The sequence below is a fragment of the Paenirhizobium selenitireducens ATCC BAA-1503 genome (assembly GCF_000518785.1).
Lineage (GTDB): Bacteria > Pseudomonadota > Alphaproteobacteria > Rhizobiales > Rhizobiaceae > Allorhizobium > Allorhizobium selenitireducens.
Genome location: NZ_JAEG01000022.1, coordinates 25,690 through 41,992 on the forward strand (window position 1 = coordinate 25,690; position 16,303 = coordinate 41,992).

Consider the following 16,303-nt stretch of genomic DNA (forward strand, 5'->3'; position numbering starts at 1 on the left):
TGTGTCCTTTCGGCCAGAGGCTCGCGGTGCGACGGCAGATTGCCGCCGAAATGCCTGCGGCTGACGGAAGCGAAGAAGCGCTCGATTCGAGGAGCCGGGCGACACCTGCCCACCTCGACAGGGCGATGATCTGCCCCCGCCCCCGCTCCCTACGTCGAAGCCATCGCCTTCAGCAGGGCGCCGATGCCGATGGTGGCGAAGTTGGAATAGGTGTCGCAGACGGCATAGGGCAGGACGATCAGGTCGTTGTGGCGCAAGGCGCCGCAGGTGTAGACGACGTTCGGCACATAACCCTCCCGTTCGGTCGGCTCCGGCCGCAGCAGGGGTTCGATGGAACGCGCGAGGATCTTCGACGGGTCGCGCTTGTCGAGAAGCGTGGCGCCGATCGAATAGCGCCGCACCGGGCCGACCCCGTGGGTCAGCAGCAGCCAGCCCTCGTCGAGCTCGATCGGCGAGCCGCAATTACCGATCTGCACGAACTCCCAAGGGAGCTTCGGCGACATCAGCTTTTCCCCGCCATCCCAGTGATAGAGATCGTCGGAATAGATGAGGTACAGGTTCTCGTTGTCCTGCCGCGCCACCATGGCATATCTGCCGCCGATCTTGCGGGGAAAGAGCGCCATGCCCTTGTTGCGCGCCGCACTACCCTTGAGCGGCGTCATGCGGAAAGTGACGAAGTCCGTGGTCTCGATCAGCTCGGAGCGGATCGCCACGCCGCTATAGGCGGTGTAGGTGGCGTAATAGGTCTTCTTCCCCTCGTCCTCGAACAGAACGAAGCGGGCATCCTCGATGCCGTTGGATTGCGCCGGCGTGACGGGAAAGATCACCCGCTCGCTGACATCGCTGTCGGCCTTGAAGGTCAGATCGATGGCCTCTCCGTCGCCCGCCAGCAAGCCTCCGGTGACCTCAGGCAGCGAGGCGAGCCGGGCTGGCAGGTCGACCCGAACCGCGCCCTCGGCGGTGATTTCCCCCGACCGGAAGGTCAGCGAGGATATGTGTCCTTCGCCCACGGCGCGCAGGCTGAGGATGAAGCGCAGTCCGCCGGGCGAGACGCCTGTCTGGTCCGGATGCGGCACGATGCTCGGATTGAACAGCGCTGCGGCCTCGAACGAATATTCGTTCATGAAATAGGCGCCGATCAGTTGGCGCTGCATCTGGCTGAAGGTCGCATGTCCGGCAAACGCCTCTTCCATGTTGTCGGCGCGCGATTCGAAGGTCCTGAGCAGATTGCGGTGCCGTCCCTCGAAATTCTCCAGGATCTCGGTGAGCTGGTTCGCCGTGGTCTGCTCGTCGAGGGAAAGCACCCGCTCGACGATATGGTTGGCGCGCGACTTGTCTGTCGGATTGAAGTCACGCGGCTCGGTGGCCGGCTTGAAGGGTCGAACGATGACCCTTGCGGAATCGGGGCGGAGATAGAGGGCCTGGCGGTTCAGGAAAGTGCGGTGGGACAAAATTGCCTCGAAGTGTTCTGGCTGGGAATGGAGGTCGGCGACGCGCTCAGGCGCGCCGCTCGACGGCGCCGGGATGGCGCCCGCGGATGCGCAGGAGCTGGCGGATTTCGACGCTGCTGACGAGCAGGCAGATGACGGATTCCGCACCCCGGTTCTGGTTGGCACGGTCGGCATGCAGGCCGTCCAGGCAGGCGCCCGTCTCGTCGTCGATGAGCGGCACGGCAATATCGTTACTGCCGGTGAACCAGCCGAACACGCGCAGGGCCGCGTCGCGCCACTCGCCGTCGCCCGTCACGCGCCATGCGGCGATGCAGGCGGAAATCGTCGCGGTGGCCTCGACCGGCTGCTGATCGAACAGGCGCGGCGTCTCGCGCACATCGTAGAAGCCTTCCGTGCCGACGGGCCTGAAATGGCCCTGGGGGGCGGTCTGCCGCGACATCAGCCATTGCAGGGTGCGAATGCCCGCCTCCACATAGCGCGGCGTTTCGGTCGCGACGCCGGTGACGATCAGCGCTTCCGAGAGCCGCGCATTGTCATAGGACAGACCTTCCTCGAACCACATCCAGCCCGGCGTCTCGACAAAGGCGATGAGCGCGAGCAGCCGTTCGGCGAGCGCGCGGCGCAGGCGCGCCGCGGTCCGGTCGTCAGGGTTCTGGCCGCAATAGCCGTTGAGACCGAGCAAGGTGAAGGCCCAGGCGCGCGGCGAGGAAAAGCCCTCGACGGCATCCAGCGCGCGGGGGAAGAGCGCCGAGGCCCAGGCCCGTCGCCCCTGGTCCTTGTCGCTGGATGCGCAGATGCCGAGCGCCCAGAGCGTGCGCCCGTGGCTGTCTTCCGAGCCCTGATCCTCCAGCCAGTTGCGGCTGAAGCCCATGAAGTTGCGGAAACGTCCGGTGTCGGGGTTCCAGGCGTGCTGGACGAAGGCGGCGAAGCGGGAGGCGAGCGGCTCGGGCAGAACCTTTTCGCCGTGCGAAGACAGGCCGCAGGCGAGGATCAGCGCGCGTGCATTGTCGTCGACGCAATAACCGTGCGCGCGGTCCGGCACGGAGTGGACGGCGTGCTGGTAGATCCCGGTATCGTCGCACATCGACAGAAGATGCTGCAGATTGAGGGCGGGTTCGCTGGACTGGGCGGTCTGTGCGACGGAGGCGGCCGGCGCGACCAGCCTGAGCGGCTGGCTGCGCAGCGCGGCGGTGAAGCTCGCCATGTATTTCCCGGCCGTGCGTTCCCAGGTCATCGAGCGGCTGCTGGCATAGGCTCGCTCGCGCATCGCCTGCCGGCGGGGAGCGTCGCTCAGCAACTGGGCGATGGCGCAGGCGGTCTCGATGGGCGCATTGAACGGCACGAGGCAGCCGCGGCCGTCGGCCAGCAGCTCCTCCGCATGCCAGTAGGGGGTCGAGACGACGGCCTTGCCGAGCCCGAAGCTGTAGGCCAGCGTGCCCGAGGTCATCTGGGCCTCGTTGAGATAGGGCGTGACGTAGACGTCGCACATCGAGATGAAGTCGAGCAGCATCGGCAGGTCGACGAACTGGTCGAGGAAGACGACCCTGTCCCCGACGCCGAGCGCCTCGGCGCGCGCCTTGAGGCTTTCGCGATAGGCTTCGCCCTTGTCGCGCAGCAGGTTGGGATGGGTGGCGCCGAGCACCACATAGACCGCATCGGGGCAGGTTTCGAGGATGACCGGCATGGCATCGATCATCACCTCGATGCCTTTGTTGGGCGACAGCAGCCCGAAGGTCAGGATCACGGCCTTGCCGGTGAAGCCGAGCTTCTGCTTGGCGAAATCCGGCTCGCTGAAGGGCACGTCCGGAATGCCGTGGGCGATCACGTCGATCTTCGCCGCCGGAACGCCATAGACCGTCTGCAGCAGTTCGCGCCCCTTTTCCGCCATCACGACGATGCGCGAGGACACCGAGACGATCTGCTGCAGCACGACCCTCTGCACCGGATCGGGTTCCGACAGCACGGTATGCAGCGTCGTCACGATCGGCATCTTCAGGCGCAGCAGAAGTGCCATGATGTTGGAGCCTGCCTCGCCGCCAAAGATCCCGAATTCATGCTGCAGCGAGACCACGTCATAACCGCCGGCATTCAGCTGGTCGGCCGCCGCCACATATTCCGGCAGAACCTCGTCATGGATCTCGGCCACCACCTGCGGCGGGTAGAGATAGGTGTGGTCCTTGTCCGTCATGGCGACGATAGAGGTCTGGATCGCGCCGAAGGACGTCGACATCGCCTGCTGAAGGTCGCTGCTGAAGGTTGCGATGCCGCAGCGCCGCGGCAGGGAGTTGCCAATGATGGCCAGACGTTTGAACGTGCTCATTCCGGTATTCCCTTCGTGCAGGATCAGTTGTGAGCGAGCCGGCTCTCAGTTTTCGCAAGTCACGGAGAGCCGCTCCGGCGAATGCCTGACTGAACAATTTCAAATATTTTCTCATATTGCGCGCGACTAAACTCACGGAAACAATGTATTGTTCCCGCGCGCAAAGATTATTATTTGAATAAATAGGCCCACATATTATGTGCGTGCCTCATTAATATCACAAATATCTCTGACAATAAGACCGAAATAAGATTTCGAGTTCCGAATTGCATCGTCGGAGACAGGCTCGGTTTCTTCCGCCCTGCGCAATGCAATTGCTCTCGACTTGCGCTCGGGACGAACCGGTCGGGCGAAGCGCGCCCTCCGATAGCAGGCTATCGCGACTTTTGCAGGCGGGGCGGAAAAGCCCTCGGCCACGACGCACGCAACGGACGCAGCCAGGGCGACCATGCCTTTGCCGTGGCGCGCTCGTCGCACCCGGCCCCGGCGTCATTCGCCCGGCTCGCCATCAACCTCGCCATCAACAAGGAATAGGCCCTTATGGATCTGCAACGTCTGAAAGACTTCTTCATCGAGGAGGCGCTGCCCAAATGGGCCGTGGCCGCCTATGACGAGCGCCACGGCCAATTCATGGAATCGCTGAAGCTCGACGGCACGCCGGAGACGACGGGGATCGTCCGCACCCGCACGGCCGCACGGCTGATCTATGTCTACGCCCATGCCACCGTGCTCGGGGTCGCACCCGCCGGGTCGCTGCAAAAGGCGGAGCGCGCCTTTGCCAACCTGCATCGCGTTACCTGGAACGCCGGCGCGCGGCCCGGCTATGCGCGCGCCTTCAACCGGCTCACCGACGCCGTCACCGATCCGGAACGGGATCTCTACGACAATGCCTGCGTGCTTCTGGCGCTTGCCTGGCTGCTGAAAGCGACGGGCAGACGCCGGTACCGAGAGCAGATCGAGGCCGCCATTGCCGCGATCGACCAGACGCTCGGCAATCCGGGCGGCGGCTGGGCGGAAGACAGCCTCGGCACCCTGCCGCGCCGCCAGAACCCGCACATGCACTATCTGGAAGCCAGCCTGGCGCTGTGCGAGACCGGCGGCAACGCCGATTGCCGACAGATGGCCGACCGGCTGCTCACCCTCTTCCACGCCCGCTTCTTTGACGGTGCGGCAGGGCCGCTGCGCGAGAGCTTCGGTCCGCTATGGGAAGTCGCCGACCGTTACCGGTCCGATCGTCTCGAGCCCGGGCATATGTGCGAGTGGGTCTGGCTGGTCCGGCGCCATGCCGTGCTGACCGGACAGAAGGACAGCCCGCTCTGCGCGGCCCTTTTGGCGACGGGCCTCGCCGTCGGCCGGTTCGAGGGCTCGATCTTCCTGCTGGACGAAGTCTTGGCCGACGGCACGCCGCTCTCCAGTCACCGCCGTCTCTGGCCGCAGGTGGAGATGCTGAAAGCCTTCCTGATGCAGCATCGCGCACTCGGCGACGAGGCCCACCGGCTGGAAGCGGAGGCGGTCGCTGCGGCGCTGTTTGCCTCCTACTTCTCCGAAGCCCCCGCCGGCTGCTGGCACGACGCGCTCGATCTCGAGGGTAAACCGGTGGCGAAGACGATCCCGGCAAGCTCGCTCTACCACCTCTGGACGGCCGTGGCCGAACTGCTGGACAAGACTGACGCGCATCGTCTGTCGGTAGAAGATGAAGCGCTCAGGCTCGGCATCGTCACGGTACGGCCCTCCCGCCTGCCCGCCGTGGTGGACATCGGCGCTGGATGGACGCGCAGCCGCATCCGAGTTGAATGGGCGGCCCCATCCATCTTCCCGCCTGCCGGGAGCCGGACTGGGAAACGGTCCGGCAAATCGGCAAGTTCGGCCTATTTCGAATGACCGACACCCCGAGGCCAGACGCCGGGCCGGGCGGGTACCGGCGGGCGGGCGAGCAGCGGGCGGATCGCTACCCCTTTGAAATCGTGATGGCATCCACGCTCACCAGCCCACTCTCGCCCTCTCCGCCCTATTTCACCTCGTCCAGCAGCCAGCGGGCGCTGTCGGCGTCGGTGACGATTGCCGTGGCGAGGCCGGCCTTGGCGGTGGCGCGCAGGATGGCGCGCTTGTGCGGTCCGCCCGAGGCGATGATGCGGCTGGGAATGCCGCGATAGGCCTGAAGGTCGGGCGAAATCACCTGGCGGTTCAGCGGATGGTCGACCGGCCGCCCCTCGGCATCCAGGTAGCGTCCGAGCAGATCGCCGACTGCACCTGCCGCCACCAGTTCGCCGATATCCGTCTGCGACGGCAGGCCATAGCGCACCTGCAGCGACTTGCCCGTCACGTCGCCGACGCTGAGGAAGGACAGATCGACGTTCGAACCGTCGCGCAGGAAGTCCTGGAACACCGGCTGGGCCATGATCACGTCATGCGCTTCCTCGCTGCCGGCATAGATCGGTGCCGCGAAATAGTGGCACTTGGCGTTCAGCACCTTGGCGAAACTGCGGACGATCTCGAAGGTGTTGATCTCCGAACCCCGCGTCAGCCCGCCCATCAGCGACCTTATCCGCATGTCCGGCTCGTTCGCGCCGGTCATGTGCTGCACCGTCTCGTGCAGGGTCGCTCCCCAGCCGACGCCGATCGAGCGCGGCTTGCGGTTCAGCACCACACGGTCGAGGAAGGCGGCGGCGGCGCGGCCAATCACTGCATGCATGTGGGCCGGATCCGACGGGGTCGGCGCGACGACCGCCTCCTCCAGGCCGAAGCGGCTGCACAGCCGCGCCTCCAGCGCGACGTTTTCGGCGAGCGGCGAACTAAAGCTGATGCGCACCACGCCCTTCTCCAGGGCCTCGCCCAGGAGTTCGTTCACCCGCCGCCGGGTGAGGCTCATGCGTTCGCCGATCTGCGCCTGGGTCAAACCCTCGACGTGATAGAGCCACGACGCCCGCACCATGAGTTCCTGATTATCCAACTTGCATCCTCGACCAAATGTCACACTGACGTAACATATGTAACCTAGAGACACCGCATAGACGACCGCGGAGCCGAAGGCAATTGTCTCGGAAAGCCCGGCGGTCAGCAACCGATTTGGCGGCGAGGTCAGGGCGTTTCTACGCAACTAGTCCACCAGCCAAGAAACAGGCAGCGGAATTCCATGACGGCGGATCTTCTCATCTTCGATTGCGACGGCGTGCTGATCGACAGCGAGCCGGTCTCAAGCCGCGTGTTGTGGGAGGTCCTGCAGACTGCCGGCGTGGCGATCTCGCATGCCGAGGTCCACCGGCGCTTCACCGGCTATTCGGAAAGCGACGCCCGGCGGATCTGTATCGAGGAGTTGGGGGTCGCCGACGTGGATCAGGCCTTCGCCGAATGCCGCGACCGTCTCTACGCCGCGTTTTCACACTCGCTTCAGCTGATGCCCGGCATCGCTCCCCTCGTCCGCTCCCTGCCCCAGCGCAAGTGCGTGGCGTCCAACAGCACGCTGGAGCGCCTGCGCAACAGCCTCGGCCTGTTCGACTTGTGGGACGCGTTCGATCCGAACATCTTCAGCGCCGAAATGGTCGCGGCGCCGAAGCCGGCGCCCGATCTCTTCCTGCTGTGCGCAGCGACACTCGGCGTCGACCCGGCCCGTTGCCTGGTCGTCGACGACAGCCCGCACGGCATCGCCGGCGCGGCGGCGGCCGGAATGCGGGCGATCGGTTTCGTCGATCCGGCCGATCCGCGCGAGGGGCGCCGCGCCGTGCTTGCCGATGCCGGCGCAATGCTTGTCGCGACCGGCGCGGACGAGCTTTCGCGCGCTTTCGATGCCGTCCTTTCCGCAGGCCCGCATCCGCATCTGGCCCGGGATCTGCGGGATTTGACCGTGCCCGTCTGAGCGATGCCCGCCGCGGCCTCCGCGGCGTGTCCCGTCATGCAAAATTCACGATGCCATTAACAAACCGACACTCGGAACGCGCAAGAGGACGGTCTCTGTTTTCGAGTGAACCCATCCCAAAAGGAGGATTTCGATGCTTTCCATCAATCGACGCGGCGCGCTTGGACTGATCGGCGCAACCACTGGCAGCCTGCTCCTGCCGCGCATGAGCTTCGCCCAGGGCAAGCGCCCTTCGGTCACGATCGCCGTGCAGAAGATCACCAACAACAACACGCTCGACATCTGGAACGAGCAGTCGAACGTCGGTGAACGCGTCTTCTTCCCGAACTTCTGGGAAGGCCTGATCCTGCGCGACTGGATGGGCAACCAGGGTCCGGTCGCCGGTCTTGCCACCGAGTGGAAGCGCATCGACGACAAGACGCTCGAGCTGAAGCTGCGCCGAGGCGTGAAGTTCCACAATGGCGACGAACTGACGGCTGAAGACGTCGTCTTCTCGTTCTCCAAGGAGCGCGTGTTCGGCAACACCGAGCCGAAGGGCGGCAAGACAATCTTCGAAGCCGACAACAAGCCGACCTCCGTCAAGGAATTGCCGGCTGCCGTTCCGGGCATCGGTCGCCGCCTGTGGCCGGCACTGGCAGGCGTGGAAGCCGTCGACAAGTACACCGTGCGTTTCCACAACGCCACGCCGGACGTCACGCTGGAAGGCCGCCTCTATTCCGGCGGCAGCCAGATCGCCAACCGCCGCGCCTGGGACGAAGCCGCCTCCTACACCGATTGGGCGCGCAAGCCGATCACCACCGGCCCCTACATGGTCGGCGACTACAAGCCGGACGTCTCGCTGACCCTCGTCGCCTTCGACGAATACTGGGGTGGCCGCCCGCCGCTCGAGGAAATCCGCTTCGTCGAGGTTCCGGAAGTCGCCTCGCGCGTCAACGGCCTGCTTTCCGGCCAGTACGACTTCGCCTGCGACCTGCCGCCGGACCAGATCGCGACCGTCCAGGCCGCATCCGGCTTCGAGGTCCAGAGCTCGACCATCTGGAACCACCGTATCTCGGTGTTCAACACCCAGAACGAGATCCTCGCCAACCCGCTGGTTCGCCGCGCCATGACGCACTCGATCGACCGCCAGGCGATCGTCGAAGCCCTCTGGGGCGGCCTGACCGTCATCCCCGCCGGCCTGCAGTTCGACTCCTACAAGAACAACGACATGTTCATCGACGGCTGGGCAGCACCTGAGTTCAACCCGGAACTCGCCCGCCAGCTTCTCAAGGAAGCCAACTACAAGGGCGATGCGATCCCCTACCGCCTGCTCAACAACTACTACACCAACCAGACTGCCAACGCGCAGATCATGGTCGAGATGTGGAAGCAGGTCGGTCTCAACGTCGAGATCCAGATGAAGGAAAACTGGGCGCAGATCCACGATCCGGAAGGCGTCAAGGGCGTGCGCGACTGGTCGGCCGGCAACTCGATCAACGACCCGATCACGCCGATGGTCACGCAGTTCGGCCCGAACGGTGAAATGCAGCAGAAGAAGGACTGGTCGAACGAGGAGCTGAACAAGCTGTCCGTCATCATGGAAACCTCCACCGACCACGCCGAGCGCAAGAAGGCCTATGCCCGCATGCTGGAAATCGCCGAGCGCGAAGACCCGGCCTACCAGGTCCTGCATCAGAACGCCGTGTTCACCGGCATGAAGTCCTCGCTCAAGTGGAAGGCGGCGCCCGCCTTCGCCATGGACTTCCGCTCAAACAACTGGACGATGTGATCGCTCCAGCTCGATCCGGCGGCGTTTGCGCCGCCGGATTTGCCCTTCCAGCAACCGCAGCGGCGGGCCAAGCGCCCTGCCGCATCAGGCCTTGAAGAAGGTGACCGCAATGAGCCCCAATCTCGTGGAACTTCGCAATCTGAAAGTCGCCTTCGACGGCGTTCAGGTCCTGCACGGCATCGATCTCGACGTAAAACCCGGCGAGGCGCTGGGCCTGGTCGGCGAGTCCGGCTGCGGCAAGTCGGTGACCTGGCTTGCAGCGCTTGGCCTGCTGCCGGGCAAGGCGAGCGTCTCCGGCTCGGTTCGCGTCGAGGGGCGCGAGGTCTGCGGCGCCCCGCGCCAGGCGCTGGAAAGCGTGCGCGGCGGACGCGTCGCGATGATCTTCCAGGATCCGTCGAGTTCGCTCAATCCGGTGCTGCGCATCGGCCGGCAGATCACCGAAGCGCTCGTGCTCCATCGCGGGCTCCATGGGGCCGCCGCCAAGGCCGAGGCGCTGCGGCTGATGGACCTCGTCGGCATTCCCGACGCCCGGCGACGCTTCGATCTCTATTCCCACGAATTCTCCGGCGGCCAGTGCCAGCGGCTGATGATCGCCATGGCGCTTGCCGGACAGCCGGATCTCCTGATCGCCGACGAACCGACCACGGCGCTCGACGCGACGATCCAGGCGCAGATCCTCGATTTGTTGATCGCCCTTCGCGCCGAAACCGGCATGGCGACCGTGTTCATCAGCCATGATCTCGGCGCGGTTTCCCAGGTCTGCGAGCGCGTCTGCGTCATGTATGCCGGGCGGATCGTCGAGCAGGGTTCGATCGAACAATTGTTCTCCGAACCGCGCCATCCCTATACCCGCGGCCTGTTCGACGCGATCCCGCGCATCGACGGCCCGCGCAACCGGCTGATCCCCATTCCCGGCACCGTGCCCAACCCGAAGCACCTGTCGGCCGGCTGCGCCTTTGCACCGCGCTGCGCGCGCGCCACCGACGGCTGCACCGACCAGCGGCCGATGCTGGAACCGATGGAGGACGGCCGCCGGCTGGCCTGCTTCAGCCCCGTCCCGGCCGCCCGCTCGCACCCCGTCAAGACGAAGATCCTGGAAGGCGCATAAGTGACTGCTCCCCTCATCAAGGCCGACCGCCTCACCCGCGTCTACCAGTTGCGGCGCGGCCTGTTCGGCAAACCGACCCCCGTTCGCGCCGTCGACGGCGTTTCCCTGAACGTCATGCCGGGCGAGGCGCTCGGCATCGTCGGCGAGTCCGGCTCCGGCAAGTCGACACTGGGGCGCATGCTGCTTGGCATCGATCCGGCACAATCCGGAACGGTTACCTTTGAAGGTAAGTCCATGCCGACGTTCGGCACGGCCGAGTGGCGCGCGCTGCGGGCCCAGATGCAGCTCGTCTACCAGGACCCGCTGGCGGCACTCGACCGGCGCCTCACCATCGCCGCCCAGATCGGCGAACCACTGGAAATCCACGACCTTCTGTCGAAGGACGAGCGCCCGGCGCGCGTCGAAGCGCTGATGGCGGCCGTCGGGCTACGACACGACCAGGCCGACCGCTACCCGCACGAACTGTCCGGCGGACAGCGCCAGCGGGCCGTCATCGCCCGCGCGCTCGCCACCCGCCCCAAGCTGCTGGTCTGCGATGAGCCCGTCTCGGCACTCGACGTTTCGATCCAGGCGCAGGTGGTCAACATGCTGCGCGACCTGCAGGAGGACAACGGCATCGCCATGGTGTTCATCAGCCATGACCTCAAAGTGGTGCGCAACATCGCCGACCGCGTCGCCGTCATGTATCTCGGCCGGATCGTCGAGGAAGCCTCTTCCGACGTGATCTTCGCCGCGCCGAAGCATCCCTATACCCAGGCGCTCGTCTCCAGCGTGCCGGTTCCGGGCAAGCCGCTCACCGGCCGGACGATCCTGCAGGGCGAGCCGCCGAACCCGGCCAACCGGCCGTCCGGCTGCGCCTTCCATCCGCGCTGTCCGCTGGCGGCGGACATCTGCCGCACGACCGTGCCGGCGCTGCGGACCATCGGCGTCCAGCGGACCGCCGCCTGCCATCTCGTCGAAGGCGCCGACGCGCCGCTCGCCGCGTAAGGAGACGACCATGATCCGCTTCGTCTTCACCCGCCTGCTGCGCGCCTTCGTCACCATTCTGGCCGTCGTCACCTTCGCCTTCGTCGTGCTGCGCATGTCCGGCGATCCCGCCCAGGTCATGCTCGGCCCCGACGTGCCGCAGGACGCGGTCGATGCCTTCCGCAAGGCCTGGGGCCTCGACCAGCCGCTTTGGATCCAGTACCTCGCCTACATCAAGTCGATCTTCACCGGCGATTTCGGCGTTTCGATGCGCGACAAGGCGTCCGCCCTGCAGCTGGTGCTGGAACGTGTTCCCGCAACGCTGCAGCTGACCATTCCGGCGCTCGTTCTGAAACTGCTGATCGGCATTCCGGCCGGGGTCTATGCCGCACTTCACCGCCAGAGCATCATCGACCGCGGCGTGATCATGCTCTCCATCCTCGGCTTCACCATCCCGTCCTTCGTCATGGGCCTGCTTCTGGTGCTGATCTTTTCCGTGAGCCTCGGTCTCCTTCCCTCCGGCGGACAGGACACCTGGATGCACGGCCTGCTTCCGACGCTCACCATGAGCATTGGCGGGATCGGCATCCTCGCGCGCTTTTCGCGCAGCGCCATGATCGAGGTGATGGGCCAGCCCTATATCCGCACCGCCTCCGCCAAGGGGCTGAAATGGCCGGACGTGGTCTGGCAACACGCGCTGCCGAATGCCGCCGTGCCGATCGTCACCATCGTCGGCTTCATGGTCGGCTCGCTGATCGCCGGCGCGGTCGTGGTGGAGTCGATCTTCTCCTGGCCCGGCATCGGCCGCCTGCTGGTGGTTTCCGTCGCCAACCGCGATCTCGCCGTCGTCCAGTGCATCCTGTTGATGATCGCCGCGACCATGGTGATCTCCAACCTCATCGTCGACCTGCTCTACGGCTGGCTCGACCCGCGCCTTCGCGCCCAAACCGCCCATTGAGGAGGACGTCATGAGCTCGACAGACATGGCACAGGCGCAACCGCAGAGCGGCCGCACGGCCGGCGTGTTTTCCACCCTTCGCCGCAACGTCCCCCTCACGATCGGGCTCGGTATCCTGTGGCTCGTCGCCATGGTGCTGGTGGCGATCTTCGCCGACCTGCTGCGCCCCTACGGCATCACGGCGATGGACCTTGCCAACCGCCTGGCCGCGCCCGGCAATGCCAAACACTGGCTCGGCACCGACGAGCTCGGCCGCGACGTGCTCGCCCGCCTGATCCAGTCGATCCGCGTCTCGCTTGTCATCGCGTTCAGCGCCACCATCCTCTCGGCGGTGTTCGGCACGGTGCTCGGCTTTGCCGCAGCGAAGTTCCGCGGCTGGGTCGAACACCTGGTGCTCGTGCTCGCCGACTTTCAGGCGGCCCTGCCCTTTCTCATCATGTCGCTGGCCGTTCTCGCCTTCTTCGGCTCGTCCATGCTTCTGATCGTCTGTCTGATGGGCTTCTACGGCTGGGAACGCTATGCGCGCATCGCCCGGGGACTGGCCATCTCCGCCAGCGCCCAGGGCTATGCCTCGGCGGTCGTACAGCTTGGCGCCACGCCCTTCAGGGTCTATTTCCGCCACATCCTGCCCAATGTCGCCTCGACGCTGATCGTCTCGATGACGCTGACCTTTCCCGAGATCATCCTGATGGAAAGCGGCCTGTCCTTCCTCGGGCTCGGCGTGCAGCCGCCCGAAACGAGCCTTGGCAACATGGTCGGCTTCGGCCGCGAATACCTGACGCGCGCGCCGTGGATCATGCTCGCGCCCGCCGTCGTCATCATGCTGACGACGCTGTCGATCTCGCTGGTCGGCGACTGGCTGCGCGACAAGCTCGACCCGACCGTGCGCTGACACTTCTCAACCCCACATCCAGGACCACGCTAATGACACTGATCACCGGCCACCGCGGCGCCCGCAATCTCTGGCCCGAAAACTCGCTTCAAGGCTTTCGCAACGTGCTCGAACTCGGCGTCGACGCCGTCGAGTTCGACGTCCACCTCACCGATGCCGGTGAACTCCTCGTCATCCATGACGCGACGCTCGAGCGCACCACCGAGGGCCAGGGCCCGGTCCGCGCGCTGACGCCCGAGGCGCGGCTGAACGTCAGGCTCAAGGACAGCGACGAGACCGTTCCGACACTGTCCGAGGTGCTTTCGGTGCTGGCGGCGGCCGACGGCCTGCCCCTGCATGTCGAGATCAAGAGCGACGAGACCGGCACGCCCTATCCGGGCATCGTCGAAAAGGTCGCTGCGGAACTCGCAGCCCAGGGGATTGCCGGTCGCAGCTACCTGACCTCGTTCGACGTCTCCGTGCTCGAAGAATGCCGCCGCGTCGCGCCGGACATCGCCCGGCTCGTCTCCGTCAATGCCGCCTGGGCGGATAAGCAGGGGGGCCTGAAGCGCTTCATCGCGCAGGTCGAAGGGCTCGTGGAGATCGTCGCCATCCATCACGAACTGATGGAGGCCGAATGGGACCTGATCACAAGCCTCCTGCCGGCTGATCGCCTCTGCGTCTGGACGCTCAACGACGAGGCGCTGATCGCCAAATGGCTGGAGCGCGGCGTCGGCCACCTGACCTCCGACAGCCCCGACCTTGCGCTGACGCTGCGTAGCAAGATCGCGACCGCCGCCTGAACCCTTGCCCCAACCCACACACCTGGAGTGAAACCATGAGCAATATCATCGCAACCGGCTTCAACGCCGCCTCAGACAATGGCGAAATGCTGAGCCTCGGGGAAGACCTTCGGGCGCTCGCCGACATGGGCGTCGACACGGTCGAACTGGGCGTGACCACCCTCGACCTGATCGCCGGCGGCCGCATCATCAAGGATCGCGCCGAGCGCCTCGTCGCCCTCACCAAGCAGTTCGACCTGCGCTACACGGTCCACGGCCTCGTCTCATCGAACTTCATGGACCCCGCCACCTGCCGCTACCAGATCGACGCCGCCAAGGCGCTGGTCGAGATCTGCGATCGCATCGATGCCCGCATCCTCGTCCAGCATGGCGGCTGCCTGCGCGCCGAGCAGATCTTCGACCGGGCCGCCGCCGACCTTCGCGAACGCGAAGCGCTGCTGGAACTCGCCGAATTCGCCAAGCCCTACGGCGTGCGCATCGCGCTCGAAAACATCTTCACCACCGAGCCCGGCCAGTATCGCCAGACGCCGGCCGAGGTCGCCGAGACGGTGAAGGCCGTCAATCACGCCAATGTCGTCGCGCTCATCGACTTCAGCCACGCCTATATCGAATCGACCTATCGCGGCCTCAACTTCCGCGAACAGATCGCCGCCATGGCCCCGGTTGCCGGCCATCTGCACCTGCATGACAGCTTCGGCCGCCCGCAGGGTTTCTACAAGGGCTATCACCTGCAGGAAAACACCGCGATGGGCATCGGCGACCTGCACATGCCGCTCGGCTGGGGCGACATCGACTGGGAAGACATCTTCAGCGAACTCGACTTCCTGCCCGGCACGGTCGCAATGATGGAAATCGGCGCCCGCTACCGCGCCGAACAGCCGGAAAGCCTGGAACGTGCCCGCAAGCTGATGGCGCTCAACGATCGCCAGAAGTCCATCGCCGCCGAGTGATCGCCCGGCCGGACAGACATGCATGGCCGCCGTGGAGATCACGGCGGCCAATGGCGTTTCGGGATATTCGGCCGAGCCATTGTCGGTCGCTGTCGCATATGATCCACAACCCTGCCTGACTTTCGCAACGACATGACGAGCGAAACAAATGTCGACACTTGAGGAAATCGCATCGCGAGCGGGTTGCTCCATGGCCACGGTCAGCCGCGTGCTCAATCGCAGCGGACCGGTCAGCGAGGGCATGGTGCGGCGCGTGCGCAAGGCGGCCTCCGATCTCGGCTATCACCGGATCGAGCGAACCCTTCCGCCGGGGCGTCGCCGGCCGGTGATCGGCGTGCTCATTCCCAGCATCACCAATCCGGTCTTCGCCGCATCGCTGTCCGGCATCCAGAACCGCATGCGGGTGTCAGGGCACGGCGTTCTGATCGCCCAGTCCGACTACGACCCGTCTCGCGAGGCCGATGCCGTCGACTATCTGCTGGCGGAAAAGCCGACGGGCCTGATCCTCACCGTGTGCGACCCGCTGAGAAGCCAGTCGACGTTCCCCGCCTTCCTGCCGCCGACGGTGTTGCTCAACAACCTGCCGACGTCGCGCTTTCCGGCTGCCGTGACAACCGACAACCGGCTTGCCGGGCGCGAGATCACCACGCATCTGATCGAACACGGCCATCGGCAGATCCTGTTCGTATCGGGCCGCTTCGAGAGTTCTGACCGTGCGCGCCTGCGCTATGAAGGCTACCGGGACGCGATGGAGGCGAGCGGGCTGCCGATCAACGAAGCCCTGCAGATCTCCTTTACCACCGGGTACGACGACCTCGATCTTGCCCAGGCGATGTCGCTTCACCGCCCGACCGCAATCATCGCCTCGAACGACCTTCTTGCGCTGGGCGTCATCAGCGCCCTTCGCCGCGAGGGGCTTTCGGTTCCCGGCGACGTGTCGGTCGCAGGCTTCGACGGCATCGCCATCGGCCGGCTGATGCATCCGCCCTTGACGACGATCGAGATGGCCGATGCCAGCATGGGCGCGACGGCTGCCTCGCTTTTGCTCGACATCGCCGAAAACTCGGCAACGCCCCGCCATCTCACGCTTGGCTACAAGCTGAACACCGGCGGCACGGTGCGACGGATCGACCAGGGTTGTTGATCCGGGTCTTCTGGCGATGGGAAACGGTTGAGAAAAGCCATGCCCTCGACAAGAGGCAAGTCGCCCTGCTCGTCTCTGGCAAGGCGAGCGATGGCCGTTCCTCTTCTCCCC

The 16,303-nt window shown here is 65.5% G+C and carries 13 protein-coding genes; 10 read left to right on the forward strand and 3 right to left on the reverse strand.

Annotated features, from left to right (window positions below; translation table 11 throughout):
• Positions 1–149: 149 nt before the first annotated feature.
• Positions 150–1,451 carry a glycoside hydrolase family 130 protein gene (locus L867_RS0120405; RefSeq protein WP_028738571.1) on the reverse strand — a complete coding sequence of 434 codons (1,302 nt, stop codon included), beginning with the start codon at positions 1,449–1,451 and terminating at the stop codon, positions 150–152.
• A gap of 46 nt (positions 1,452–1,497) precedes the next feature.
• Positions 1,498–3,771 carry a glycosyltransferase family 4 protein gene (locus L867_RS0120410; RefSeq protein WP_028738572.1) on the reverse strand — a complete coding sequence of 758 codons (2,274 nt, stop codon included), beginning with the start codon at positions 3,769–3,771 and terminating at the stop codon, positions 1,498–1,500.
• Between the two features lie 540 nt (positions 3,772–4,311).
• Between L867_RS0120410 and L867_RS25945 the strand changes: the two genes are divergently transcribed.
• Positions 4,312–5,652: an AGE family epimerase/isomerase gene (locus L867_RS25945; RefSeq protein WP_084638668.1), complete on the forward strand. Its 1,341-nt coding sequence runs from the start codon at positions 4,312–4,314 to the stop codon at positions 5,650–5,652.
• A 127-nt stretch (positions 5,653–5,779) separates the two neighbouring features.
• On the opposite strand, the gene L867_RS0120420 is transcribed toward L867_RS25945, so the two are convergent.
• Positions 5,780–6,721: a sugar-binding transcriptional regulator gene (locus tag L867_RS0120420; protein ID WP_037174067.1), complete on the reverse strand. Its 942-nt coding sequence runs from the start codon at positions 6,719–6,721 to the stop codon at positions 5,780–5,782.
• A gap of 183 nt (positions 6,722–6,904) precedes the next feature.
• Between L867_RS0120420 and L867_RS25950 the strand changes: the two genes are divergently transcribed.
• The 9 genes from L867_RS25950 (at position 6,905) to L867_RS0120465 (ending at position 16,192) form a co-directional block, all read left to right on the forward strand.
• Entirely contained in the window at positions 6,905–7,624 is a 720-nt protein-coding gene (locus L867_RS25950; protein WP_051439135.1) for an HAD family hydrolase, read from the forward strand.
• A 133-nt stretch (positions 7,625–7,757) separates the two neighbouring features.
• Positions 7,758–9,392, forward strand: coding sequence for an ABC transporter substrate-binding protein (locus L867_RS0120430; protein ID WP_028738574.1), 1,635 nt, complete (start codon positions 7,758–7,760; stop codon positions 9,390–9,392).
• A gap of 109 nt (positions 9,393–9,501) precedes the next feature.
• The gene (locus L867_RS0120435) at positions 9,502–10,500 is read left to right on the forward strand and encodes an ABC transporter ATP-binding protein (RefSeq protein ID WP_037174068.1); all 999 of its coding nucleotides are present in this window, start codon (positions 9,502–9,504) and stop codon (positions 10,498–10,500) included.
• On the forward strand, positions 10,501–11,487 hold the full coding sequence (locus tag L867_RS0120440; protein WP_028738576.1) for an ABC transporter ATP-binding protein: 987 nt from the start codon (positions 10,501–10,503) through the stop codon (positions 11,485–11,487).
• Between the two features lie 10 nt (positions 11,488–11,497).
• Complete coding sequence (locus L867_RS0120445; RefSeq protein WP_028738577.1) at positions 11,498–12,424, forward strand: ABC transporter permease; 927 nt, start codon at positions 11,498–11,500, stop codon at positions 12,422–12,424.
• Between the two features lie 10 nt (positions 12,425–12,434).
• Positions 12,435–13,316: an ABC transporter permease gene (locus L867_RS0120450; RefSeq protein WP_028738578.1), complete on the forward strand. Its 882-nt coding sequence runs from the start codon at positions 12,435–12,437 to the stop codon at positions 13,314–13,316.
• Positions 13,317–13,348: 32 nt separating this feature from the next.
• Positions 13,349–14,098: a glycerophosphodiester phosphodiesterase family protein gene (locus L867_RS0120455; protein ID WP_028738579.1), complete on the forward strand. Its 750-nt coding sequence runs from the start codon at positions 13,349–13,351 to the stop codon at positions 14,096–14,098.
• A 35-nt stretch (positions 14,099–14,133) separates the two neighbouring features.
• Complete coding sequence (locus L867_RS0120460; protein ID WP_028738580.1) at positions 14,134–15,048, forward strand: TIM barrel protein; 915 nt, start codon at positions 14,134–14,136, stop codon at positions 15,046–15,048.
• A 148-nt stretch (positions 15,049–15,196) separates the two neighbouring features.
• Complete coding sequence (locus tag L867_RS0120465; protein WP_028738581.1) at positions 15,197–16,192, forward strand: LacI family DNA-binding transcriptional regulator; 996 nt, start codon at positions 15,197–15,199, stop codon at positions 16,190–16,192.
• Positions 16,193–16,303 lie beyond the last annotated feature (111 nt).

Coding starts and splice junctions, on each gene's coding strand:
- L867_RS0120410 (WP_028738572.1), bottom strand. CDS start 3,771: ATGAGCACGTTCAAACGTCTGGCCATCATTGGCAACTCCCTGCCGCGG.
- L867_RS25945 (WP_084638668.1), top strand. CDS start 4,312: ATGGATCTGCAACGTCTGAAAGACTTCTTCATCGAGGAGGCGCTGCCC.
- L867_RS25950 (WP_051439135.1), top strand. CDS start 6,905: ATGACGGCGGATCTTCTCATCTTCGATTGCGACGGCGTGCTGATCGAC.
- L867_RS0120430 (WP_028738574.1), top strand. CDS start 7,758: ATGCTTTCCATCAATCGACGCGGCGCGCTTGGACTGATCGGCGCAACC.
- L867_RS0120435 (WP_037174068.1), top strand. CDS start 9,502: ATGAGCCCCAATCTCGTGGAACTTCGCAATCTGAAAGTCGCCTTCGAC.
- L867_RS0120445 (WP_028738577.1), top strand. CDS start 11,498: ATGATCCGCTTCGTCTTCACCCGCCTGCTGCGCGCCTTCGTCACCATT.
- L867_RS0120450 (WP_028738578.1), top strand. CDS start 12,435: ATGAGCTCGACAGACATGGCACAGGCGCAACCGCAGAGCGGCCGCACG.
- L867_RS0120455 (WP_028738579.1), top strand. CDS start 13,349: ATGACACTGATCACCGGCCACCGCGGCGCCCGCAATCTCTGGCCCGAA.
- L867_RS0120460 (WP_028738580.1), top strand. CDS start 14,134: ATGAGCAATATCATCGCAACCGGCTTCAACGCCGCCTCAGACAATGGC.
- L867_RS0120465 (WP_028738581.1), top strand. CDS start 15,197: ATGTCGACACTTGAGGAAATCGCATCGCGAGCGGGTTGCTCCATGGCC.